The organism is Bacillus sp. JJ722 (genome assembly GCF_036963345.1).
In the GTDB taxonomy this organism is placed as follows: Bacteria; Bacillota; Bacilli; order Bacillales; family DSM-1321; genus Bacillus_AD.
This window is the reverse complement of sequence record NZ_JBALMO010000106.1, coordinates 11,582-34,572: the sequence shown is the minus strand read 5'-3', so window position 1 is coordinate 34,572 and position 22,991 is coordinate 11,582. Positions and strand designations below refer to the sequence as shown.

Below are 22,991 nucleotides of genomic sequence, written 5' to 3'. Positions count from 1 at the left end.
CAACATCTAAACTGCCTATAAAAATATTCTTAAAAAAATATAAAATAAGCAGAAAATTTTTTTAATTAAAACGATAAAAAAGAATCCTATATAAATAGGACTCCTCTATTCTATATTTATGAAGCACCAGCTTCTATAAGAATTTCCTCAATCTCTTTAAACCCATGCTTTTTGGCGTGTTGTAAAGGATTAACTCCATCTTTATCTGGAACATTTACATCCGCTCCATGATCAATTAGCAATTGAACTACTTGCTGCTGTGTTTTGTCTCCATCATTTAAGATGATTGCTTCCATTAAAGCTGTCCAGCCAAGGTTATTTACATGATTGACATCTATTTCAGTACGAGTCAAAAGTTCTTGAATGACATCTACATAACCATGTTCCGATGCTGGAATTAAGGCAGTACCTCCATAACGGTTCGTAATGGTAGGATCAGCGCCGGCATCAATCGTAAGCTTTAGTATCTCCAAATATCCTTCCGCACCTGCATATAGAAAAGGGGTATTTTTCATATTATCTTGGATATTTACATCGGCACCTGCATCAATTAAAACTTTTGCAGTTGTCTGATCATTGTTATACGTTGCAATCATAAGAGCAGTTCGCCCCTGATTATCTTTTGCATTAATATCAACGCCTTCTTTTAGCAACTTGCTTACTGCTTCTGCATCCTTTTTTTCCGTTTTTAGAAATAGTTGTTCCTGCATTTTGTCCATACCTTCTTTCATCATATTATTATTTTCACCTTCATCAGTTTGAACACAAGCCTGTAGAAAGAACATGCATCCTAAAATGATTGGTAAAGCGAACTTCCTCATAATTTCCTTCTCTCCTATTCGTTGAAAAATATTTAGACAGGAAAGTCAGCTAGTCTATTAAATACGGATATGAGAATGATTATTTAGACGTTAAAGCGATAACCGGCTCCCCAAACTGTTTCTAAGTAAATGGGGTTCGATGTATCATTTTCTATCTTCTCACGTAATTTTCTTATATGAACAATTACAGTCGAGACATCACTAGCAGAATCATATCCCCATATCCTCTCAAATAGTTGCTCCTTACTTAAGACTTGATTAGGGTGTTGTACGAGGAAGCTTAACAAATCAAATTCTTTTGTCGTAAATGGAATTTCCTTTTCATTTACAAAAACTTTACGGGCTGATTTATCGATAAATATCCCATGAACTAAAATAGTATTCTTATCTGTTTGACCACCAGACAGGCGTTCATAACGTGATAAATGAGCTTTTACTCTCGCAACCAATTCACTTGGACTAAACGGCTTCGTTATATAGTCGTCTGCCCCTAATCCTAGACCTCGAATTTTATCAATATCTTCTTTCTTTGAAGAAACGAGAAGAATTGGAATATCGCTGACAGCACGTATTTGTTTGCAAACCTCAAACCCATTTAATCCTGGAAGCATGATATCTAGAATAATTAAATCATACTTCCCGCTAAGTGCCTGCTGAAGACCAGTATCTCCTGCATGTTCAATAGCTACGATAAAATTGTTGATCTCTAAGTAATCTCTTTGAAGCTCAGCAATACTAATTTCATCCTCTATCAACAGTATTTTTTTCACTTTCCTTCACCTTTTTTCTCTACTTTTTTCAATGAAAAGAATATGCTTGTGCCTTTCCCAAATTCACTTGCTGCCCAAATACTTCCTTCATGTTCTAAAACAATTTGTTTCGCAATCGCAAGCCCTAAGCCACTACCTCCTGATTGAGAGTTTCGTGACAGTTCCGCACGATAAAAACGCTCAAATATATAAGGCAAGGCTGAAGGTTCAATACCCGATCCATTATCAGCTACTTGTATAATCACCTTATTAGGTTTCTCAAGAAGTGATATCGTAATTTCTTTATATTCTTTATCCATATATTTAACACAATTGCTGATGAGATTAGTCAATACACGTCTTAACTTCTCTCGATCTGCCTTTACGTAAAGAGGATGTACTGGAGAATGATATTTAAAATAAATACCGCTTTCAACTAGATCAAGATTCGTTTCTTCTATATAGTCGTTCATATATTGGTGCAGAGCAATCGTTTCAAAGTTAAAGGGAATTTTCTTCAAATCCAATTTAGAGAATAAAAAAAGCTCATCTATTAATGAATCCATGTCTTTTGCTTTTGTATATATGGTAGTTAAGTATTTATCCATTTTTTCTTCCGTATTGGCTACACCGTCTTTTATCCCTTCCACATAGCCTATAATAGACGTTATAGGTGTCTTCAAATCATGTGAAATATTTGAGAGAAGTTCCTTTCTATTCTCTTCGTATTGTAGCTGCACTTGTATGGACTCCTTTAACTTTATTCTCATTTCTTCAAACGTTCGATTTAACTGCCCGATTTCATCTTTCGAAGCAGAGCTGATTTGAAAGTCAAGATCTCCGGACTTAATACGCTCCGCACCCTCTTTAATAGTTGAAATAGGTTTGATAATACTTCTGGAAACCAAGTAGTTCAATAATCCAATAATCATGACGAACAGTAGAAGTAACAAACTAAATAGTATCGGGAATAACTCTCTAGTTAGCTCAGCATATGAACTTACCTTTCTAAGTACAAACACACTTCCTTCCGATTGATTAGAGAAATAAAAATCAAATTTAACATACGTGTAAAAAGCCTCTTCAATCCTAATGGTATCCCGTGTATTAATATTCGTCGCTTCAAATTTAGGAAGAGACTTTAGCAATTTATTTTCATTAAGTTCGGAGGAAGCGTACTCTATATGGCTATCTTTTCTAACTACAATCTCAATATCCTTAGAATCAATCTGTCTAATCTGCTCCTTATTTAAAAGCTGTTCTGGATCGTTTTTTGCTAATAGCTTAAGGTCGAGAAAAGCATTCTCTTCTACAGTTGTCAAAGGTTTCTGTACATATGATTTTTTATAAAAATGCTCGATTGATTTTATATCTCCCGTTATCGCCAAAATAAATAAAAATCCCGCAACTAACAATAGTATTATAGAGATAAGTATCACACCAATGTAAGATAGCAAAAACCTTGTTTTAATCGACATCATCATATACCTCAGGATTCATTTTTTCACATTGTAAATATCTAACAAACTCTCCCAAAAAGAAATAGTAAATTGGAATTAACAGAAACATATCACATAAACATTAAAACATTCTAAACTTTATATAAATTCTTTTTTAGAAAAAACAAAAAGCCTGTTGTTTAAAACAACAGACTACTTATTTTAATAAAACAAGTTCATCATCCATCCCATATACAGTGATGCGATAAAACCGATACTGAATAACAATCCTAAAAAAGCAGGTGCCTTTCTATAAAAGCTAACAATAATCATACAAATAAATAGAAGTGACATAAAGAGTAGTAAAACACCTTGAATAGAAGGAACAAATGATACAAGCTCATTTGAATTGAGCACCTCATACGGAGGCGGCAATGTACCCATGACTCCTGTAAATGAAAATACGATTAACAACAAGATACTTTCTACCTTAATCCACGGTTTAGGATCGAATGTATGTGAACTTGACGCTTTTTTGGCTAGAAAGCCATTAATAAAAGCATACGCAAGTACCGGTATTATACTGATATGTTTAAGTAACAGCATTTGACCGTATGGAATGGACCATGCATTTACATATTGTGCAGGCTCCACAACTTTAAACATGAGAATGAACCCACTGCCAATCACTAAAACTAAGCTACCTATCGCCATAGGAGAAAACCAGCGTAAAAACGCGGACCAATTGCGATAATCTTTAGCAAACCATCCTACCAGTAGTAATACTCCTACCCAAAAGGTAGAGACTAAGAAATGAATAGAATGTGAGATAAAGCCTGTCCAATAAGACAATGAGGCAACATGACCTGCCGACCCCACAGCCATAATCATTGCTAAAAGGAAAATAGCCTGAAGATACTTAGAACCCTCTTTGTAAAAAGTAATCCATAATAAAGTAGCTACAAAAGCAATAAACATCCATGCCTTGCCTACTTTAAAGTCCGTAAGTACCGATATAGTAGCTACTTTAACACCAACATCCCCTGAAAAGTACATAATAATTTTCAGAACTGGGCCGAAAGTGCAAATAATAATTCCTAACGTAGCAAGTAATAAAGCTGTTTTTCGAACGACGATCGTTGGTTTTTTGGATTCAGGAATAAATTGTAGGGCTACATAACCTACTAAAAAAGAAAAAAGAATGTAACTAATTATTTCTGTAATGATAACGAGAATATTCATCTTATTTCTTCTTTTTCAAAAGCATCATGAATCCAGCTACTAATAGTACTCCTAATATAACGATAACTACAATTGTCATCGTTGAAGTACTCTTTGTTTCTTCATTGTCTACTTTCGTTTGATCTTGAACCTCTTTGCTCTCTGTAGTTGATTCCTTTTGATCATCTTTCACTGATTCGTTGTTATTTGAAACATCTGCCTGCTCTGTTTCGACAGAGAAAGGAATCTCTCCTTCAATGGAATGTCCATCTTCCCCAACAATTTTCCATTCAATCATATAAGCTCCATTTTCTAAAGGCGCAGAAAGAGTACCTTTCATTTCTTTCTCATTTACTTCCACCTTAGCCAATGGTACTTCCTTATTATCTATGATTAATTTCATTGTGCTTAACTTTTCAATTTCAGAATCAAATTTTAGAGTAAGCTCTGTTAAATCTTCTTTGATTACTTGTCCCTCACTCGGATTTGACGAAACCAAGCCAGTGTGGGCTGAAGCCATTGTAGGTATTACTAATAGTAATAACAAAAAGGTAAATATGCTTTTTTTCATGTGAATCTCCTTTTCCATTATTTTAGTATTGTGATATAGAAATCCCCGCCATAATTGAATTAGATAAGCCTAAATCTAAAACAGGTTTCCACTATCACCATGAGGTTAACAAAATTGTGGACAAAAGTCCCCCAAAAAGACTCTATTTTTCTAAAATATTTATCAAAATTGTTATAATTCCGCTATTGTCATTTGAATATATTTATGAATGGCAGTAGGAAAAATCGAATCGATGCTTGCACTGGTAAATGAATGAAAGCAAAACGAAAAGGCCTGAGTCCGGAGCAATACCGAGTTCAAGCCTATTACCCACTTCATAGTTGGGATTAAATTAACGAAGAAATCCTTTCACGAAGGAATAAGAAGCTTCGGCGAGCCTGCTTGAACAACCTGACCGTCCTTCATAATAATCACTCGATCAGCAATCGCTCTAGCATCAGCCTGGTCATGGGTGACAAAAATGGAAGTGATAGCAGCCTGCTTTAAAATATCTCGTAGTTCGTCACGGATTTTAATTTGCAAATCAGCATCTAGATTACTGAAAGGTTCATCAAACATGATCAACGATGGATTTGGTGCTATCGCGCGGGCGAGCGCCACTCGTTGCTGCTGACCACCGCTGAGTTCATATGGATAACGCTTTTCAAATCCGGTAAGCCCGACAAGTTCAAGCACTTCCTGCAAACGTGCTTCTTTTTCTCTGCGGTTCAACTTATTTAAACCAAATTTGACGTTTGCTGCCACAGTCATGTGAGGGAATAGGGCATAATCTTGAAACACCATGCCAACACCTCTTTTTTCTGGTTGCACAAATTGGAAATCATCAGTCATGACTTGTCCATTAATGGAAATTGAACCATCATTCGGTACTTCTAGACCTGCAATTAAACGAAGGATTGTGCTTTTCCCACTTCCACTTTTCCCTAGAATTGTAACAATTTCTCCTTTTTCAATTGTAATTGTTACATTATGAATCGTTTTTTCTTTTGCATTTTTATAAGTAAATGACAGGTTATTTAATTCTACATACATTATCTAGACTCCTTTTCCAATACTTTGTGAAATACAATTATGGAGACTCCGCTAATGAGAATTATTAAAATGGAAGCAAGTGCTGCCTCATGGATCGCTTCATCATTAGCATATTGAAATGCTTTCGTTGCAAGTGTATAAAAATTAAACGGTTGTAGAAGCATCGTAAGGGGAAGTTCCTTCATTACTTCAATAAACGTTAAAATAAAACCACCAATAACTGCACCTTTAATCATAGGAAAATCAACTGTAAAAAACGTTCTTGTTAAAGGCTTTCCGAGCAATCTGGATGCTTCTGTAAACTTGAGGCCAATTTTCTCAAAGCCAGAATCAATCGAATTATAGCCGATTGCAAGAAAACGAGTAATGTATGCGAAAATTAGCATTATAATACTTAGGCTGAGCACAATCGGTGTAGGAATACCAATAAATCCATATACAGATTGCAATAAGCGATCAAGTGCTAAAAACAGCGTTAAAACTCCAATAGCAATGACCGCTCCTGGAATAGAATAGCCAAGCACAGTAATTTTTGCGATTACTTTCGCAAATGGTCCTTCTGATAACCTAACAAAATTACCTATCACTAGAGCAATGACGATAATAATAAAGGATGAGATAAAAGAAACATAGATAGAGTTAAAAATTAGCTCTAAAAATTCGGGACTCGCTACCTTTTCGAACGTTAACAACATCCATTGAAAAAGTTGAATAAACGGAATTAAAAACCCTAAAGAAAAAATGAATATCATATAAGCGAATAATCCCCATGCTTTCACACCTGAAAGAGGCATTGGCTCGAGAGGACGTACTTTGGCAGTCGAATAGCTATACTTTTTCCTGCCGCGTAGCAGCTTTTCAATCAATAGTATAACCAATACAATCGTCATTAGAATTCCAGCTAACTTGATAGCCGTGGCAACATCACTCATTCCAAACCATGCTTGAAAAATGGCCGTACTAAACACTTGAATTCCAAAATAGGAAACAACCCCATAGTCGTTCAGCACTTCCAAAATGACAAGACTCGCTCCTCCAACGATGGCAATACGGGAAATAGGTAAAACCACTCGAAAAAACAGTTTAAACGGTCCGCTTCCAAGCAGTCTTGCATTTTCAACGATGGCGGATGATTGATTTTCAAGAAAAGCTTTCGTAATGATATAGACATAAGGGTACAAAAAAATAGTGAAAATAAAAATCGCACCCGGAATATTCATAATATCGAAAAATGCAGGGTTTGCCTTCACATTAAACTGATTACGGAGCGTTGTCTGTATTACTCCAGTATAATTTAGTATGCCATGATAAGTATACGCGCCAATATATGGAGGAATAGCTAAAGGTAGAATAAGTCCCCATTTAAAAAAACCTCTCATAGGAAAGCGATAAGCCGTTACAAACCAAGCAAGGCTAACTCCAATCAAGATGGAAAAAAATCCAGTGAATACGACGATGATTAATGTGTTTTGAATATAGTCTGCTAACAAAAATTCTTTTATATGTTCCCAGTTTTCATTAGGTTTAGTAAACATTTGAGCAAAGATTGATAATGCTGGAAGAAGAATTATTAAAGAGAATACCAGACTCATAATCATCCAACTATTCAAATGAATTTTCATTGCCCGAATCAGTTTTCGTATAACTTTCATTATGCCCTCCCCAATAACTATGAACTCTCTTTCTTGTTTTAAATAATCTTTATTGAAATACAAGAAGGCATCCATGTGAAAAGAGAGAACAAACGATAGGAATAGTTTGTTCTCTCCGAGTATTCTTTACAAGTGGATTATTTCCATCCAACCTCATTCATTAATTTTAATGCATCAGCATTATATTTGCCAAGCTCTGACATGTTAATATCCTGCTCTTTGAATTCACCCCAAGAAGCAAGCAATTCAGAAGGCTTAACTGCTGGGTTAACTGGGTATTCAAAATTTGCTTCTGAAAACTGACCTTGTGCTTCTTCACTAGATAAGAATTCGATAAATTTAATCGCATTTTCTTTGTTCTTTGCATGTTTTGTTACACCAATACCACTAACATTTACATGTGTTCCATCTGTTTCTTGATTCGGGAAGAAAACACCGAGTTGTTCAGCTACTTTTACTTCTTCTGGATCTTCAGAGTTTAAAAGTTGTCCATAATAATACGAATTCATCACGGCAACATCACCTTCACCAGCTACTACCGCTTTTGCTTGATCACGGTCGCCACCTTGTGGATCACGCGCCATGTTTGTAACCATTCCTTGCGCCCATTTTTTCGCTTCATCTTTCCCGTACATAGAAATGAATGATGCAACAAGTGACTGGTTATATACATTCTCAGAAGAACGAATTAAAACTTTGTCTTTCCATTGAGGTTCTGTTAAGGCTTGATATGTCGAAAGATCTTCTGGTTTCACACGATCTTTAGCATAAACAATAATTCGAGCACGTTTTGTGATTCCAAACCATTGATTGTCAACATCACGATAATTTTCCGGAATATTCGCCGTAAGTGTTTCACTTTCTACACTTTGTAATAGACCTTTCTCTTTTGCCCAGTGAAGACGTCCTGCATCCGCTGTGTAAAATAAGTCAGCCTCAGTTGCTTGACCTTCACGTGTAAGACGTTCCATCAATTCATCTTCTTCACCTTTAACAACATTTACTTTAATTCCTGTTTCTTCTGTAAATTTTTCAAAAAGAGCATCATCTGTTTCGTAGTGGCGGCTTGTATATAAATTAACAGTGCCAGCTTCTTTCGACTCTTTCTTGTCGCTTGCTTTCTTGTCATCTGCCTCGTTGTTTCCTCCACATGCTGTAAGAAGGGTTAGCATCAATACTAGCATAATAGAGAAAATACCATTTTTACGATTAACCATCCTATAATCTCCCTTGTTCTGTTAAAAACGTGAATTATTACTAATCTAAATTATAGTGATAATCATTCTCAAGTCAATATTTTTATATTGTTGTTTTGATAATAGAGGCGATTTTAATCTAACTATGAAATTAGACTACTCCATATTAAATAAAGTTATAATGAACTCTTACTCGGTTACGCAATACTAACAAAGAAATTATGAAAGGAGTGTAAAATCACAACCGACCAAAAAGAGCCTGTCTTTTTATAGACGATCCCAAAGATTAAGCCTACTAAGAAAACATAGATATGGCTCCATAAATCGAAAAATACACCTTCATAAATCCAAATAGCGTAGTGTACTATTAGAAATAACAAAGCCGTGATTATATTTGCTTTCCAAAATGCTAGTCGCTTATTAATTTCTTGTAAGATTAAACCTCGAAACACAATTTCTTCGGTAATTCCAACCAAAAGAATACCATTAAGATAACTACTTAAGGATAAATTAAAATTAAATGATTGGTCATTTACAATATATACTTGGAAGGCAAAATATAAACCTAGAAGTAGAGATAGAAAGATTCCCCAGAACAAACCTTTCTTTATATTACTATTCATTTTCAAATACTTGATTGGATTAGCGTGCAAGAAATACTTTATGTATAACCAAACGGGAACTACCCAAACGAGAATCTTAATTAATGCATTTAAAAAAGCAGATGTAACCTCATTCAATGGATCAATATACTGTATTAACCACAATTCTTTAAAAACCCACACAGAATTGAAGATTAATAGGTATATTAATAATGTTTTCACATCATTAACTTTGACCTTACTTTCTAGTTGTAATCTCACTTTGATTATTTCCCTCCTGATTTAGTTATAATTTGGTTATTAAGTTGTTTTTGTCTGAAATACCTTTATTCCTAATCCGACAAAAATAATGCCATTTTAAATCAAATAAGAATTCATGCTGCCACTTCGTTTTGATACCTTCTAATCTTATGGAATGATACAAATAGTACTGTCCTTATCCAAAAAATTCATTTGCTATTTTATTCATTTCATCAGGCTTTTCCACTACCGTCCAATGACCACACTTGTCAATTTCAATTAATCTTGCGTGTGGAATATAATCCAATACATAACTTTTTATTAAATCAGGTGTTAAAATGTCATGAGTACCTTGTGCAATTAAAATAGGGATATTTTTTATTTCATCTAACATATTGGTCAAATCATAATTTTCGATAATATCTTTACTAATTGCATCGTTTACAAATGTATTAATTGACGTTTCTCTTTTTTGTTTTAATGATGCTTCTGAATAAACATAATATTTATCCAAAACTTCAAAGATTTCTTCTATAGTTGAATTTCCTTTTTTGAAATTCTCCTCTAAATTAGAAAGTAGTATTTTATCTTTTTCTGATAATCTTTTTTCTAATTCCTTTTCAAATCTATTGTAACCTTCGTATGTAACACCAATGGCCGCTGTTAAAATTATCTTGTTTACTCTTTCCGGGTAACAAGTTGCATATAGCAATGCAAGCATAGAACCCCACGATTCACCAAATAAGTTGATTTTATCAAGATTTAATTCTTTACGTATGATTTCTAATGACTCTATCTCATCTTTCATAGATTATTTATTATTTAGTAATGGTTGTGATTTTCCACATCCCCTTTGATCATAAAATATTAACTTAAATCTTTGTGATAATGGTAAATTATGAGGAAGAAAAAAACGATGTTCACTTCCAGGTCCACCATGTAAAAAAATAATAGCCTCTCCCTCACCAATACTACTAATATGTAATCCATGAATAAATTCACTATGTAAATCAGTTATTTTCCCTTTAATGTTAATTCCCCCTAACTAGCAGTAAAAAAAACGTCAAAATAACAGCCTTGATCTTCTGCTATTGAGAACTAATAAAGTTATTTAATACAATAGGCGAAAAAAATAATAGCCCCATTTATTTATTCATTGGCATCTCAAAATAAATTTCAAATAAATCATCCATTGTCTCTTTCACAAAATTTTCATCACAATTTCCATTTATCGCTGTATCTAATCTGCCATAAATGATTAGTAATAGACTTTTAGCTTCGGCCTCACTTAATTGCTGAATTTTGTCCTTAATTTTTTCAATCTCTAACATTTAATTTCCTCCTAAGCCCGCCCTTTTAAATTAACAAATATCGAAATATTCCTACATTTCATTATACATGAAATGGAAAAAATGGTACAAATACCTTTATTGTTACTCTAAATCAATTGCAGTTTTGGAATAAAGTTTGATTAAAAAAGGTGTCAAAAAACCATACTCACTAGCAACTACAAAACTCCATTTTGAATAAAGATTAATCAAAATGGAGTTTACTTTTTTAAATGAAGTATGAAATTTTTATCAAAACAGTTTGATCATTTCAGTCAGCCTTATTCAACGAGAATTGATGCAAAGTTTACTTCTCTCCGTCAAGCAATGTTTATTAAAGAACCACAATTACGCTTTCATACGAATAGCTTCACATCCAAAAAGAAAATCTCTGCTTCTTACATCATACATCTAGTCGAAGTTGATTTTGAATTTTTCAGCTAGTACAAAGAACCCACTTAGAACGCTTTTCGTTGATAAATAACAGTGGTAGCCCCCCAAGAAATAACATAGACTGCCAAGACAACAAGTGTCGCTCCTGTATATAAAACCGGGACAGATAAATTAACAATAAAATCAGTTATTGTTGTTAAATGTTCGGCTAAAAACAACACAATCTTCGGTCCTATAAATGCTAAAGTGAGGAAGCTAATCATTACAATCGTTGAAATATGGCCTGGTTTAAGTATATAAAATAATGGAAAGGTAAACGCAGCAAATAGTAAGAATAAGGCACTGCCAATCGCAATATCAGTCATCGTAAACGGTTTATTGAAAGCAAATAATGCTAGACTTGTCACTCCAATTGCTAAAACCATATAAACAATAGCACCAAGATAGCGTGATGCGATAATTTCTGTACGTGTGTAAGGTAAGGAATTTAATAACATGTTTGTCTCTACTTTTTCATCGTAAGCATATGTGTTAAAGGGAATAAAAATACTTGCAATGAGAAAAGTCAAAGCTGGATGTACCCCCATAAATATAAAAAATAAGATAAAAGGAATAAAGATTAATAGTTGTCTTTTCTGTAGTATGACATCACGTCTGATTAAATTAAACATGGTGTACGCCGCCTTTCAAGTAATACATGATATCTTCCAGAGAGGCGCGTTCAATGACAACTGCATCTCCGAAAGTATTATTCACTGCATTAATATTATCCGTTAATGCTTCAAATCCTGTTGATGCACGATGAATATGAACAAAAGCCTTTTCCGTGTCTCGATCCAGAAGATCCATTCCGCCTTTAACGAGCGCATAGTTTTCAGCTACGTCGTGAATGGATTTATGAAATACTAATTCCCCTCTTTGTATTAAAGCTATATAATCTGCGATACGATCTAAATCAGTTGTAATATGCGTAGAGAAGAAAATGGTGCGATTACCATCAACCATTAATTCTTGTAAGAGAACCAACAGCTCCCGTCTAAAAATGGGATCTAAGCCTGCTGTTGGCTCATCCATAATGATCAGCTCTGCATGATGTGATAGTGCTACCGCCAATGAAGCCTTCATTTGCATGCCTTTTGAGAAAGTTTTAATCGCTTTATTAAGCGGTAATTCGAATTGTTCAACATATTGATAAAATAATGTATCATCCCAGCGCTTGTAAGCTGGTCCAACTATACGTTTTATATCTTTTAAATTCAGCCCTTCAAAAAATACATTGCCATCGTATACAAACCCCATGCGCTCCTTGATCGCCTTCTCATGCGTCTTGTAGTCCAACCCGAAAAGCTTAACTTCTCCGGCATCCGGTTTTAATAGATTCATCATCATTTTTAACGTTGTTGACTTACCAGCTCCATTTGCTCCAATGAATCCTGTTACAAAGCCTTGTTTCACTTGTAAATCAATATTTTTAACGGAAAAACCTTTGAAATTCTTCGTTACATTTTTTAATTCAACCACATTTTCCATTCATTTCACTCCTCATATAAAATCTTCAATAATTGCTGCAGTTCATCAAGTGACAGGCCAATTTCTCTGCTATTTGTTATAACCGCACTCAACTGCTCCTCAATGACCTTCAGCTTCTTCTCTCTTATAACCTCTAAATTTTGCTCTGCGACAAAAGACCCTTTTCCGACAATGGAATAGATAAAGCCCGCTTTCTCCAATTCCTCATAGGCACGTTTCGTCGTAATTACACTAACTTGTAAATCCTTTGCGAGATTACGCATGGAGGGTATTGCTGTCCCCTCTTGTAGTTCACCTGATAAAATAGACGATTTAATTTGATTCGTAATTTGTTCATAAATCGGCTCCTTTGAACTGTTGGAAATAATTATTTTCATGCCAAACCCTCTTCTTTATTTTTTTGAAGACATACTTGAAATAATGTCATGTACTGCTTGAATCAGTATAGCAATAACATGAACTGTCATGACCATATTAAAAAATGGAAAGGAATAAGGGGTAATCCATTCAGTAAAGAGCTTCGAGTCCAAAATCCATCTTACTATCCTGGGAATTAAGTTATTACTATCGTTTATGTTTGGCTCTAGGAAAGTTCCATCAACCGCGATAAAAATCATTTGAACAATTAAAAATATTCCAATGATGATCATCCAGCGTTTTGTTAGATTAATATTCTGTGTATTTTCTGTGCCTGTCATTTGAACACTTCTCCTCTCATGCTTCATCATTTAATTTACTAAATTCAAGCCCTCCATAGAGGATAAGTGTAATGGTTGTTACCCTTTCATTAATTGTAATTGAAGACCGATTTACAAATAGTTACTCACAACTTTACATAATGTATATATACTATATTCACATTATATACACACTTAGAATACTGCGCAACCATTTTTTTCAAACGAAAGAAAATTTTATAAATGCTAGTCTAAATACAGTAGAACTGAAGCTTGATACAATCGCATTTACAATAAATTTCCATAATATATTGAAATTGAAAGACCAATTATTAATCCTGCTAAGTAAGGGGTTTGACCCGATTTTCATACAGTGAAAATACCCAAAATAGCTATGTAAAAGATGTTGTATTATTCACCTCTAACTATTTGATCAAATTATCACCATCAGCTTTGATAAATAAAAAACAGAAAGAGCATGTTTTGAAAAAAAGATGTATCAAAACATGCTCTTATTAGATCTGAAAAATTATCAAATATTTAAAATTCTAGTTGTACTAACTTGAGACTGTGTGAAAAGTGATTAATAATCACTTTAAATCCTTAATTTCACGACATAACAAAATCCATTGTTTTGAACAAAGATTGATCAAAACGATGGCTCTCTTTTAATACTACTATTAAACTATCTCACCTGTTACTTTAAGTACAATTCTTCACAATCTTTCTTTCAAAAAAAGGGCTACTGCAGCAATCCTTTGTTCTACAAAAGTACCGTTTGCATAACTACAAAATCCTACATCAGAAAACGCCATTTTCATTGGGGGAATTTTCCGGTATCGGCTGACCTACATCCCAGAATTCGACGATTTCTTATGAAAGTGGAAGATATGGACCACCGCTCCCCCAAGGTCATCTTGCTTTTGCTTTACATGAGAGTGAACCGCAACAATATCACCATCTCCGATAACACGTTTTACTTCAAGGACTTTGTGAGGATTCTTGGTGGTGTTCTCTTCCATTGCGAGCATAAGAGAGTCAGCATCTCCACGGAAATAGGGATTATGATGGCGAAAATCTGGTCCAGTGTACTTATGGTATGCTTCGCGTACTTCCCCTGATGCCACCAGTTGCAAAAACATCACAGACTTCTCTTTTTAGAGAATTCTTCATTGCAAATCATCCTTTCTTTAAAGTGTTACCCTTCTTATGTAATTTATCTATCTATCTTTTAGTTTAAATACATGTTTTCAATAACATGTTTCACTTTTTTTATGTCATGATACGGTTCACCGAAACAAATGTTAAATTGTATTTCTTATTTTCCCTCGTATGTCTATCTCTATTGTTAAATGATCAAACAAACAACTTCTTCAACTCACTCGTAAAATAAGAAATACCTCTTAAATACTCATGTATTCGCAGGATTTCATCCTTTTGCATAGGCCATCGTAGACCAGAATAAAAGATTAGTAGAGCTAAAGGTGAAAGAGGGCATACGTAAATCAAGGAAGCTATAAATCTCCTAATAAACACCATATGATGCACTTATACTCCACATCATCCTTGGTGGCTAAACCTCCCATGTCTCTACGGGTCAAGTGCCCTTTCATTCCTTCGTCATGCCTATCCAAAGGGTGGAGGCCAATTGTGCACCCCTTTAGTGCACTAATAAATCCTATTAATTTTTAAAGCTAATAGGAGTTATTATTGTAGCTTTAAAATAAAGTTTGATTTAAAAATCACGATTAAAGCTTAATTTTTTCACATATGAAAAGCTATCATTTTGAAAAAAGATTGATCAAAACGATAGCTCTCTTTTGTTTTTTAGCACTGATTTTTATAAAAAAGTTTGATTATTTTAATGCTCCTTATTCTACTAACGCACCCGTTAGTTCAACAAGGAGACATCCTTTATTTGAATATCTCGTCTATTTCATTTCTGTCGTAATCTAATATCCAATCGTTGTATTTGTCATAAACATCTCTTATTGTTTCGGGCTAAGTCGCCAATAAATCACAACCCCTGTCATCATAAACGTGAAATATAGTTTTCCTGTTGATGTTGATAAAATTAACCATCTGCATAATCGTTTACGTCAACTACGATATAAATATCATCGTTATGAGAATGCAAGATAGCCCTTTTATATACTCCTTGTAGGCTTAATGACAGGGTTCTTGCTCTAGACCGCAAAGTAAATGTGGAGAAATAAATCCTTATTAGTTTATTTCTCCTCGTTTTCTTCGATTTATTGCCCTATATAGAGAACCTTGAGATATTCAGGTTGCTGAGACTATGTCTTTCACAAAGGCACCAGTTTATTTAACCATTTGTGGTGCTTTCTCTCTTCTGTAAGTGCTTTAATTAATCGAAGATGATATTACCCAGCTTAATTTATTGCCATTACATCCTTGTTTTTAATTGGCGGATTATCGTTAACGAAATTTATCAATAACTGAAAGAGCTTTAGCTGCTCTTGGTAGACATCGGCCATCATTTCCGGATGCCATTGGACAGCAACGATAAAAGGATATTCTGTATGGACAATCCCCTCAATAATTCCGTCTTCCGACATTGCCGCAACTTCAATACCGGACCCAAGAGTATCTATAATTTGGTGGTGAAAGCTGTTGACTTCTATTTCCTCTTTCCCGAAACATTTATATAACACTTTATTTTTATCTAGCTTCACGTTATGAGCAATGCCCCACTTAGGGCCCATATAGCCGTCATGTTTTAGGTCTGTCTTAAAATTTTCATCGATATCCTGAATCAAAGTACCGCCAAAAAATACATTTAATAATTGAAGGCCTCGGCATACGCCTATTATTGGCATCTGCTTTTTGATGGCTTTTTCAACTAACTTCATTTCAAAGCTGTCCCTAATTGGGTTAATGCTCCCTAGCCCCTTTTTATATGGTTGTCCATAAAATTGTGGGCTTAAATCACTTCCCCCTGTAAGCACAAGGCCATCTATTCGATCTAGAATGGAATCCATGTATCCTTCATCATCTATAACAGAAATAGGTATTGGAATCCCGCCGGCATTGACGATACAACTCGGGTAATCCAAGTCAGAAATAACATGATCCTGTGAAGGTTTAAATCTAATTTCTCTTTCTTCAAAAGCGCTAACATAGTTCATAGTAAATCCAATCAAAGGCTTCATGTATTTTGATTCTCCTTTTGCTTTATTCTTTTATATTTCATTTTAGAAAAGAATATAGAAGAAAAATCAAATAAATATGTGAATTTTTACATAATTCATACATGATGTTACGCCTTTTTTTCTTTATCTTCATAAAATAAATGCATATCTGCATCTACCTTCCCAATTTTTAAATATCTCGCTTTATAATCCAAAACGAGTTTCCTAAACTGATTACTTAGGATGAGTATGGAAATAATGTTAATAAACGTTGGAAATGCAACTGTAATGTTCGTCAGTGACCAAACATATTTTTCGGATAAATGAAAAACAGTTATATATACAACAAACAGGAATTCAGGGAATGGGTAAAGAAATTTTAAACAATTTATTAATCTACCTTTTAGCAAGGAGCGATTTCTAAACAGATGTCTGAAGATAATTTCATTGTAAGTGAACCAGCCAATGGATGTTGTTAATGCAAAAAAGAAGATAATGATTGTAATAATATATCTCCCAAAAACCCCAAAAAACGATTCGAATGAATTCAGAGACAGCACTAGACCAGACTGGCCTGATGTCCATTCTCCAGACAGAATAATTACAAATGCAGTTATACTGCAGATAATGGTTGTAAAGAAAACTTCAAAACCACCCCATAGTCCCTGTTTAACGGGGTGGTTAATCTTTGCAACCGAATGAACAATTGGAGAGGTTCCCCAACCGAATTCACTGCTGTAAACGGCCTGTGTAACCCCCATTGTAATAACTTGGGACAGTGTTGCCCCTGTAAACCCACCTAAGGCGGATGTGCCATGAAACGCATCATTTATAATCAATCCAAAGGCAGAAGGAATATTACGGAAATCAGCTACCATGATGATCAAACCGATAATGATATAAGCACTCGTTATAACGGGAATAATAAAAATAAAAAGTCTCCCTATATTTTCTGCTTTACGCCTTATAAATAAAAACACAACAGCTGAATAGAGTATAGAAACAATAAATATATTAATTCCAAATGTTGAACTTATAGCTTTAGATGCAATATAATTTTGGCTTGAAATAAAGATTGTTGAAGTTATACCAATACTAAATATAGCAACCGGGACAAGCCAACTCCTGAAGTTCATTTCTATTCCGATTCCTTTTTCGATATAAGCTGTAGGTCCCCCATATATATTACCTTCTTTATCTTTACTTCGATAATACACCGCAAGTGTCACTTCCGCCGTTTTAATGATCATTCCAAAAAATGCAGCAATCCACATCCAAAATATAGCCCCGGGGCCGCCAATTGCTATAGCGGTAGCAACTCCACCAATACTCCCTATACCGACTGTACTACCGATTGATAAACTTGTGGCGCCAATGGAGGACTTGTTTTCCCTCAAATATTTTGCTGCCTTTATATAAAAATTAACGGTAAAAAGATTACGAAAGGCGTATATTAAATAGTTGATTTGGAAGAACCTATTTTCAATAGTAAAGTAAACCCCTGTAAGGATTATGGCGAAAGTTAAAGGGGTGTCCCACAAGATATTTACTAAGTAATCTATTATTCTTTCGCTCATGAAAAATTCGCCCTTTCATTTTAACAACTATCTAAAAGTTTGATTGAATGCACAATTAATATAATTAGTGAATTTTCACATAATATTTTGATATTTATTCTACATTATTTTTATAATATTTCCATAAATAAAAAAACATTTCTCTAAGGAGGGTAAATAATGAAAAGGCTTTCATTCGTTGTTGCATTGGCATTATTGGTATTTAGTTTGGTAGGTTGCGGAAATAGTAACACCACCTCATCTGGATCAGGGGATAGCAACTCCGACAAAAATGAAAATAAGAAAGATGTAGTAATATTTGCTACAACCCCCGACGGCGGCGCCTTCTCCGCAAAAGATAAGGATGGAAAGCTAGTGGGGTTTGATATTGAAATCGTGGAAACACTCGCAAAAAAAGAAAATTTACAAGTGGAATGGAAGGAAATGAAATTTAACGGTATTATTCCGGCACTTCAAGCAAAGCAAATAGATGGAGCTGCAGCAGCTATCACCATTCGGGATGATCGAAGAAAAGTAACAAACTTTACAGATTCCTATTTTGAATCCGGCCTTGTTCTTGTTACAAAGAAGGATAGTTCTATCAAATCATTTGAAGATTTAAAGGGAAAAACAATTGTTGCTAAACAAGGATCATCAGGCCTTCAAAAAGCACAGGAGCTTGCTAAGAAGTACGATTCCAATGTGAAAGTTTTAGAAGATGAACCTACCCTATATATGGATGTTGAAGCTGGTGGTTCTGACGCACTTGTTAATGATCTTCCATTTGTTTTGGACAAAATGAATTCCGGAACAGGGAATAAGTTAAAAATGATTGGCGATAAATTGACCGGTGAGGAATATGGAATTGCTATTTCAAAGGATAACGAGGATTTACTTAATAAATTTAATAAACATTTGGCGGAAATGAAAAGTAACGGCGAATACGACAAAATGTATAAAAAATACTTTGGTTCTAACTAAAAAAACACAATGTTTTATTTCTTTTAAAGGAGGAAGTAGCTATTGGAAACATTAAAATTGATTGGAGAATCGATGCCACTTCTGTTGCGAGGAGCAGTGATGACTATAGAATTGGCTTTGTTATCTCTCTTAATTGCAACCGTTTTGGGACTTGTATTCGGTATGTTAAGGGTTTCACCTAATAAATACTTACAATTTATTGCCAAAGCTTACGTTAGTATTATTCGTGGAACCCCTCTGTACGTGCAAATTATTTTCTTCTATTTTGGATTGTTCCCAATATTATTCGGCCGTGCCACTAGCCCCATTCAAGCCGGTATTTTTGTACTTAGCTTACATGCAGGTGCATATTTAGTCGAGATATTCCGTACAGGGATTGAGTCCATAGATAAGGGGCAAATGGAAGCGGGAAGGGCCCTTGGCTTCAATCTTGGACAAACAATGCGGCATATCATCTTACCACAAGCCGTAAGGCGGATGATACCCGCTTTCGTGAATCAATTCATTATTAGCATAAAAGATACCTCTCTTCTTGCAACAATCGGAATTATGGAGCTTACATATTCAGCCCAGAATATATATGCCGTGAATTTTAGAGCGTTCGAATTCTTGGCTGCTGTTGGTGTATTATATTGGCTTCTTATTAATGTACTTACCCAGATCTCTAACTGGATTGAGAGGAGGTTGGTGGAAATTTGATTCAAGTCAAAGGGTTAGTTAAATCATTTGGTAATTTAGAAGTATTGAAAAGTATTGATGCGGACATTCATCGGAAAGAAGTTGTCTGTGTTATAGGACCTTCCGGGTCGGGGAAATCTACCTTTTTACGCTGTTTAAATTTATTAGAGGAGCCGACTTCAGGTGAGATATGGATTAAAGGCACAAACATAGTGGACAAGAAAGTGGATATCGATAAGGTACGCCAAGAAGTAGGAATGGTGTTTCAGCAATTTAACTTATTTCCACATAAAACGGCACTTGAGAATATCACGTTATCCCTGCAAAAAATAAAGAAGTACTCGAAAACGGAAGCAGCGCAAAAGGGGATGGAACTTCTTACTAAGGTTGGTTTATACGAAAAAGCGAATGTATACCCACGCAATCTCTCTGGGGGACAGCAACAAAGGGTGGCCATTGCGAGAGCACTAGCGATGGAACCAGAAATTATGTTGTTTGATGAACCAACATCTGCCCTTGATCCCGAAATGGTTGGCGAAGTATTACAGGTAATGAAAGACCTAGCGAATGAAGGGATGACGATGGTTATCGTTACCCATGAAATGGGCTTTGCTAGGGAAGTTGCAGATCGAATTTTATTTATGGATGGTGGATATATTTTAGAAGAAGGAAAACCAATGGAATTGTTCTCAAATTCGAAACAAGAAAGAACAAAGGAATTCCTAAGAAAAGTACTTTAGAACTAACAAACCTCTAAATTCGACACGAATTTAGAGGTTTGTTTTATAATTAGGGAGCAAACAGAGATGTAAAGGGGAGGAGAAATATGTGTCTAACACAGTGTATTTAGTTGAGGATAACAAGGATCTGAACTTCATTTTAAAAAAATATTTGGAAAACGAGGGATACAAAGTAGAAGGGTTTCTGGACGGGCAATCCACTGAAGGCAAAATCCATATACCTCCTGATTTATGGATTTTGGATATTATGCTTCCTGATACGAATGGCTATACATTGTTTAATAAAATTAAAGGTATCCATCCGGAAGTTCCAATCATATTTATTTCGGCCAAAAATCAAGACATTGATAGGGTTGTAGGCTTGGAACTGGGTTGCGATGATTATATTTCTAAACCCTTCCTTCCAAGGGAATTAGTTATAAAGGTTAAAAAATTACTCGATTACACCTATGGTCATAAACAAAAACGTGGAAAACATATTAAAATCAACGATTACATTATTAATCGCGAAAGCCATACGATTTACCATAACAATACAGAATTGCCAATGTCGAGCAAGGAATTTCAATTAATGCTGTTTTTTATTGATAATGCGAATCACGTATTTTCGAGGGAGCAAATTCTTGACCGACTTTGGGGCAAAAATTACTACGGAACTGACCGTGTCGTCGATGATACGATTCGCCGTATCCGAAAGAAAACTCCAGGCATGCCAATAGAAACCGTTTATGGAGCCGGATACCGTTTGGTAGAAAGATGAAAAGTAAACCGTTTGCGTTCCAAATTTGGGTTACCATCACAGCATTCCTTGTTTTTATTATTTGTATTTTTACTTTAGTGCTTGTTCAATATTTTTCGGTAGACTTGTTTAAAGACTTAGCACGCATTTTCGCTGTTCTGTCTATCGTTAACATCTGTATTGCTAAGATTATTTCTATTAAAATTACAGAACCACTACGCTATTTGGAATATAGAGTGCGGAAAATTGCAAACAAACAATGGGGAGAGCCCATCCACTTAGACAGGGGAGACGAGTTCGGTCAATTGGCCTCTTCCGTCAATATGATGAGGGGATCTCTTAAAAAGATGGAAACGGAGGAAGAACTGTTTTTACAAAACGTTTCACACGACCTTAAAACACCTATCATGGTCATTAAAAGCTATGCCCAAGCATTATCTGACCGAATCTACCTAAACGATTCATTTGAAGAAACAGTAGCCGTTATTATAAAAGAATCTTTCAATTTGGAAAAAAAGGTAGAAAAGCTATTGTATCTCAAAGGACTGGATTATATTTTAGAAAGGGAAAATGAGTTTGAGTTAATCAACATAAAGACAATTCTGATGAATTTGATTGATAGATTTTCATTAAGTCGAAAAGATGTAATTATCGATGCTCGCTTGATAGATATATTGATTTATGGGGATCAGGAGGAATTAACAGTCGCTTTCGAAAATATTCTCGAAAACAATTTAAGATATGCCCATTCATCAATAGTTATAACGGTAAACAACCAAAAATATGAGGAAAATGGGTATGTAGAAATCACATTTGCAAATGATGGCCCCCCAATTGAAAATGAAGTATTGGATCAATTATTTAAGCACTTTCACAAGGGTACTGACGGTAAATTCGGACTTGGTCTATTTATTACAAAGAAAATAATCAAATTTCACGGGGGAAAAATCGAAGCGAAAAATTCCAATTCCGAAGTCCTGTTTAACATTATTCTACCAAATGACTACAAAAAATAATTTAAACGGGAATACAATCCCATACCCGCGAATTTCCCAAAAAATGAAGAAAACGTTATTCTTTTGGTAAAACACTCAAAAAGATGACATTTCTTCATAGACCACTCGCTTTCTGAAGAGTTATATCTATTCCCACAGGGATTACAGCGTTTTCCATCCCTAATAGGCTTGGTGACAGGGTTTCTGCTATGCACCGCAAAGTAATCATCCATTTAGGAATCATTTTTGTTAATCTTGAATGACTAGTTACCCAAAAAACACTATTTTTGTAATGAACCTTGTAACTTGCAGTCTCGTTGATAGTAAAGTTTTTAGGATTTACCATAAATCATTACCAAATACCTTTACTATAATGCTATGTTCATTTTTCTACTGATTTACTTTGCGGTCTAGAATAAGAACCCTGTTATCAGGCCTTGTAGATATGGGCTATCTTCATAATCATAATCTCTATCATAGTGTAATGGGCTCTATATTAGGACTAATATTTGTTGGTTTGATTATTGTAGCTGTATATAAAATGGTTATTAAAAAGAAAAGAAAAAAATAGGTCACCTATGCACACCATTTGATGATGTAATACATAGTAAAAAAAGCAGCACTGAAATTAATAATAATGATGAGCATAAAAAATATAATACCTATCAAAAAGAAAAATGAATAAGATGCTTCCAAAAA

Annotated in this window: 22 protein-coding genes and 3 pseudogenes; 6 read left to right on the top strand and 19 right to left on the bottom strand. The window is 34.7% G+C overall.

The window, feature by feature from the left end:
• Positions 1-116: 116 nt before the first annotated feature.
• The 11 genes and pseudogenes from V7014_RS14335 to V7014_RS14285 all read right to left on the bottom strand — a co-directional run bounded on the left by V7014_RS14335 (position 117) and on the right by V7014_RS14285 (position 10,854).
• Positions 117-821: an ankyrin repeat domain-containing protein gene (locus V7014_RS14335; RefSeq protein WP_335508118.1), complete on the bottom strand. Its 705-nt coding sequence runs from the start codon at positions 819-821 to the stop codon at positions 117-119.
• Positions 822-904: 83 nt separating this feature from the next.
• Positions 905-1,591 carry a response regulator transcription factor gene (locus V7014_RS14330; protein ID WP_335508117.1) on the bottom strand — a complete coding sequence of 229 codons (687 nt, stop codon included), beginning with the start codon at positions 1,589-1,591 and terminating at the stop codon, positions 905-907.
• Complete coding sequence (locus V7014_RS14325) at positions 1,588-3,048, bottom strand: sensor histidine kinase (protein WP_335508116.1); 1,461 nt, start codon at positions 3,046-3,048, stop codon at positions 1,588-1,590. Before V7014_RS14325 ends, V7014_RS14330 begins: the two co-directional genes overlap by 4 nt.
• A gap of 183 nt (positions 3,049-3,231) precedes the next feature.
• A complete protein-coding gene (locus tag V7014_RS14320; protein ID WP_335508115.1) occupies positions 3,232-4,251 on the bottom strand; it encodes a copper resistance D family protein in 1,020 nt (339 codons plus the stop codon).
• A gap of 1 nt (position 4,252) precedes the next feature.
• The gene (locus V7014_RS14315; RefSeq protein WP_335508114.1) at positions 4,253-4,801 is read right to left on the bottom strand and encodes a copper resistance CopC family protein; all 549 of its coding nucleotides are present in this window, start codon (positions 4,799-4,801) and stop codon (positions 4,253-4,255) included.
• Positions 4,802-5,149: 348 nt separating this feature from the next.
• A complete protein-coding gene (locus V7014_RS14310) occupies positions 5,150-5,833 on the bottom strand; it encodes an ABC transporter ATP-binding protein (protein ID WP_335508113.1) in 684 nt (227 codons plus the stop codon).
• Positions 5,833-7,485, bottom strand: a complete 1,653-nt coding sequence (locus tag V7014_RS14305) for an ABC transporter permease (protein WP_335508112.1) — start codon at positions 7,483-7,485, stop codon at positions 5,833-5,835. The genes V7014_RS14310 and V7014_RS14305 overlap by 1 nt, the downstream gene beginning before the upstream one ends.
• Positions 7,486-7,622: 137 nt before the next feature.
• A complete protein-coding gene (locus tag V7014_RS14300; RefSeq protein WP_335508111.1) occupies positions 7,623-8,702 on the bottom strand; it encodes a Fe(3+) ABC transporter substrate-binding protein in 1,080 nt (359 codons plus the stop codon).
• Positions 8,703-8,878: 176 nt separating this feature from the next.
• Entirely contained in the window at positions 8,879-9,544 is a 666-nt protein-coding gene (locus tag V7014_RS14295) for a CPBP family intramembrane glutamic endopeptidase (RefSeq protein ID WP_335508110.1), read from the bottom strand.
• 175 nt (positions 9,545-9,719) lie between these two features.
• Positions 9,720-10,472: pseudogene (locus tag V7014_RS14290) on the bottom strand (alpha/beta fold hydrolase).
• A 196-nt stretch (positions 10,473-10,668) separates the two neighbouring features.
• A complete protein-coding gene (locus V7014_RS14285; protein WP_335508109.1) occupies positions 10,669-10,854 on the bottom strand; it encodes a hypothetical protein in 186 nt (61 codons plus the stop codon).
• Between the two features lie 237 nt (positions 10,855-11,091).
• Between V7014_RS14285 and V7014_RS14280 the strand changes: the two genes are divergently transcribed.
• A complete protein-coding gene (locus V7014_RS14280) occupies positions 11,092-11,295 on the top strand; it encodes a hypothetical protein (RefSeq protein WP_335508108.1) in 204 nt (67 codons plus the stop codon).
• Positions 11,296-11,309: 14 nt separating this feature from the next.
• On the opposite strand, the gene V7014_RS14275 is transcribed toward V7014_RS14280, so the two are convergent.
• From V7014_RS14275 to V7014_RS14240, 8 genes and pseudogenes are all read right to left on the bottom strand, one after another.
• Positions 11,310-11,915, bottom strand: a complete 606-nt coding sequence (locus V7014_RS14275; RefSeq protein ID WP_335508107.1) for an ABC-2 transporter permease — start codon at positions 11,913-11,915, stop codon at positions 11,310-11,312.
• Positions 11,908-12,774, bottom strand: a complete 867-nt coding sequence (locus V7014_RS14270; protein WP_335508106.1) for an ABC transporter ATP-binding protein — start codon at positions 12,772-12,774, stop codon at positions 11,908-11,910. Before V7014_RS14270 ends, V7014_RS14275 begins: the two co-directional genes overlap by 8 nt.
• A gap of 5 nt (positions 12,775-12,779) precedes the next feature.
• On the bottom strand, positions 12,780-13,151 hold the full coding sequence (locus V7014_RS14265) for a GntR family transcriptional regulator (protein ID WP_335508105.1): 372 nt from the start codon (positions 13,149-13,151) through the stop codon (positions 12,780-12,782).
• Positions 13,152-13,166: 15 nt separating this feature from the next.
• Positions 13,167-13,502: a YfzA family protein gene (locus V7014_RS14260; protein WP_335508104.1), complete on the bottom strand. Its 336-nt coding sequence runs from the start codon at positions 13,500-13,502 to the stop codon at positions 13,167-13,169.
• 750 nt (positions 13,503-14,252) lie between these two features.
• Positions 14,253-14,593, bottom strand: a pseudogene (locus V7014_RS14255) (nuclear transport factor 2 family protein).
• 772 nt (positions 14,594-15,365) lie between these two features.
• Positions 15,366-15,533, bottom strand: a pseudogene (locus V7014_RS14250) (DUF3885 domain-containing protein); the annotation flags it as partial.
• 311 nt (positions 15,534-15,844) lie between these two features.
• The gene (locus tag V7014_RS14245; RefSeq protein WP_335508103.1) at positions 15,845-16,624 is read right to left on the bottom strand and encodes a gamma-glutamyl-gamma-aminobutyrate hydrolase family protein; all 780 of its coding nucleotides are present in this window, start codon (positions 16,622-16,624) and stop codon (positions 15,845-15,847) included.
• A gap of 107 nt (positions 16,625-16,731) precedes the next feature.
• Positions 16,732-18,180, bottom strand: a complete 1,449-nt coding sequence (locus V7014_RS14240) for an alanine/glycine:cation symporter family protein (RefSeq protein WP_335508102.1) — start codon at positions 18,178-18,180, stop codon at positions 16,732-16,734.
• A 159-nt stretch (positions 18,181-18,339) separates the two neighbouring features.
• Here V7014_RS14240 and V7014_RS14235 point away from each other — a divergent pair, with 159 nt between their 5' ends.
• The 5 genes from V7014_RS14235 to V7014_RS14215 all read left to right on the top strand — a co-directional run bounded on the left by V7014_RS14235 (position 18,340) and on the right by V7014_RS14215 (position 22,313).
• Positions 18,340-19,140 (top strand): transporter substrate-binding domain-containing protein, encoded by an 801-nt coding sequence (locus V7014_RS14235; RefSeq protein ID WP_335508101.1) that lies wholly within the window; start codon positions 18,340-18,342, stop codon positions 19,138-19,140.
• A 72-nt stretch (positions 19,141-19,212) separates the two neighbouring features.
• Entirely contained in the window at positions 19,213-19,839 is a 627-nt protein-coding gene (locus tag V7014_RS14230; RefSeq protein ID WP_335508125.1) for an amino acid ABC transporter permease, read from the top strand.
• Positions 19,836-20,558: an amino acid ABC transporter ATP-binding protein gene (locus V7014_RS14225; RefSeq protein WP_252433547.1), complete on the top strand. Its 723-nt coding sequence runs from the start codon at positions 19,836-19,838 to the stop codon at positions 20,556-20,558. The genes V7014_RS14230 and V7014_RS14225 overlap by 4 nt, the downstream gene beginning before the upstream one ends.
• A gap of 88 nt (positions 20,559-20,646) precedes the next feature.
• Complete coding sequence (locus V7014_RS14220) at positions 20,647-21,318, top strand: response regulator transcription factor (RefSeq protein ID WP_335508100.1); 672 nt, start codon at positions 20,647-20,649, stop codon at positions 21,316-21,318.
• Positions 21,315-22,313, top strand: a complete 999-nt coding sequence (locus tag V7014_RS14215; RefSeq protein ID WP_335508099.1) for a sensor histidine kinase — start codon at positions 21,315-21,317, stop codon at positions 22,311-22,313. The genes V7014_RS14220 and V7014_RS14215 overlap by 4 nt, the downstream gene beginning before the upstream one ends.
• Positions 22,314-22,991: the final 678 nt, after the last annotated feature.

What these genes read in the sequence shown, in the direction of transcription:
- V7014_RS14335 (WP_335508118.1), bottom strand. Translation starts at nt 821, where the DNA reads ATGAGGAAGTTCGCTTTACCAATCATTTTAGGATGCATGTTCTTTCTA.
- V7014_RS14325 (WP_335508116.1), bottom strand. Translation starts at nt 3,048, where the DNA reads ATGTCGATTAAAACAAGGTTTTTGCTATCTTACATTGGTGTGATACTT.
- V7014_RS14320 (WP_335508115.1), bottom strand. Translation starts at nt 4,251, where the DNA reads ATGAATATTCTCGTTATCATTACAGAAATAATTAGTTACATTCTTTTT.
- V7014_RS14315 (WP_335508114.1), bottom strand. Translation starts at nt 4,801, where the DNA reads ATGAAAAAAAGCATATTTACCTTTTTGTTATTACTATTAGTAATACCT.
- V7014_RS14310 (WP_335508113.1), bottom strand. Translation starts at nt 5,833, where the DNA reads ATGTATGTAGAATTAAATAACCTGTCATTTACTTATAAAAATGCAAAA.
- V7014_RS14305 (WP_335508112.1), bottom strand. Translation starts at nt 7,485, where the DNA reads ATGAAAGTTATACGAAAACTGATTCGGGCAATGAAAATTCATTTGAAT.
- V7014_RS14300 (WP_335508111.1), bottom strand. Translation starts at nt 8,702, where the DNA reads ATGGTTAATCGTAAAAATGGTATTTTCTCTATTATGCTAGTATTGATG.
- V7014_RS14285 (WP_335508109.1), bottom strand. Translation starts at nt 10,854, where the DNA reads ATGTTAGAGATTGAAAAAATTAAGGACAAAATTCAGCAATTAAGTGAG.
- V7014_RS14280 (WP_335508108.1), top strand. Translation starts at nt 11,092, where the DNA reads ATGAAATTTTTATCAAAACAGTTTGATCATTTCAGTCAGCCTTATTCA.
- V7014_RS14275 (WP_335508107.1), bottom strand. Translation starts at nt 11,915, where the DNA reads ATGTTTAATTTAATCAGACGTGATGTCATACTACAGAAAAGACAACTA.
- V7014_RS14270 (WP_335508106.1), bottom strand. Translation starts at nt 12,774, where the DNA reads ATGGAAAATGTGGTTGAATTAAAAAATGTAACGAAGAATTTCAAAGGT.
- V7014_RS14265 (WP_335508105.1), bottom strand. Translation starts at nt 13,151, where the DNA reads ATGAAAATAATTATTTCCAACAGTTCAAAGGAGCCGATTTATGAACAA.
- V7014_RS14260 (WP_335508104.1), bottom strand. Translation starts at nt 13,502, where the DNA reads ATGATGAAGCATGAGAGGAGAAGTGTTCAAATGACAGGCACAGAAAAT.
- V7014_RS14245 (WP_335508103.1), bottom strand. Translation starts at nt 16,624, where the DNA reads ATGAAGCCTTTGATTGGATTTACTATGAACTATGTTAGCGCTTTTGAA.
- V7014_RS14240 (WP_335508102.1), bottom strand. Translation starts at nt 18,180, where the DNA reads ATGAGCGAAAGAATAATAGATTACTTAGTAAATATCTTGTGGGACACC.
- V7014_RS14235 (WP_335508101.1), top strand. Translation starts at nt 18,340, where the DNA reads ATGAAAAGGCTTTCATTCGTTGTTGCATTGGCATTATTGGTATTTAGT.
- V7014_RS14230 (WP_335508125.1), top strand. Translation starts at nt 19,213, where the DNA reads ATGCCACTTCTGTTGCGAGGAGCAGTGATGACTATAGAATTGGCTTTG.
- V7014_RS14215 (WP_335508099.1), top strand. Translation starts at nt 21,315, where the DNA reads ATGAAAAGTAAACCGTTTGCGTTCCAAATTTGGGTTACCATCACAGCA.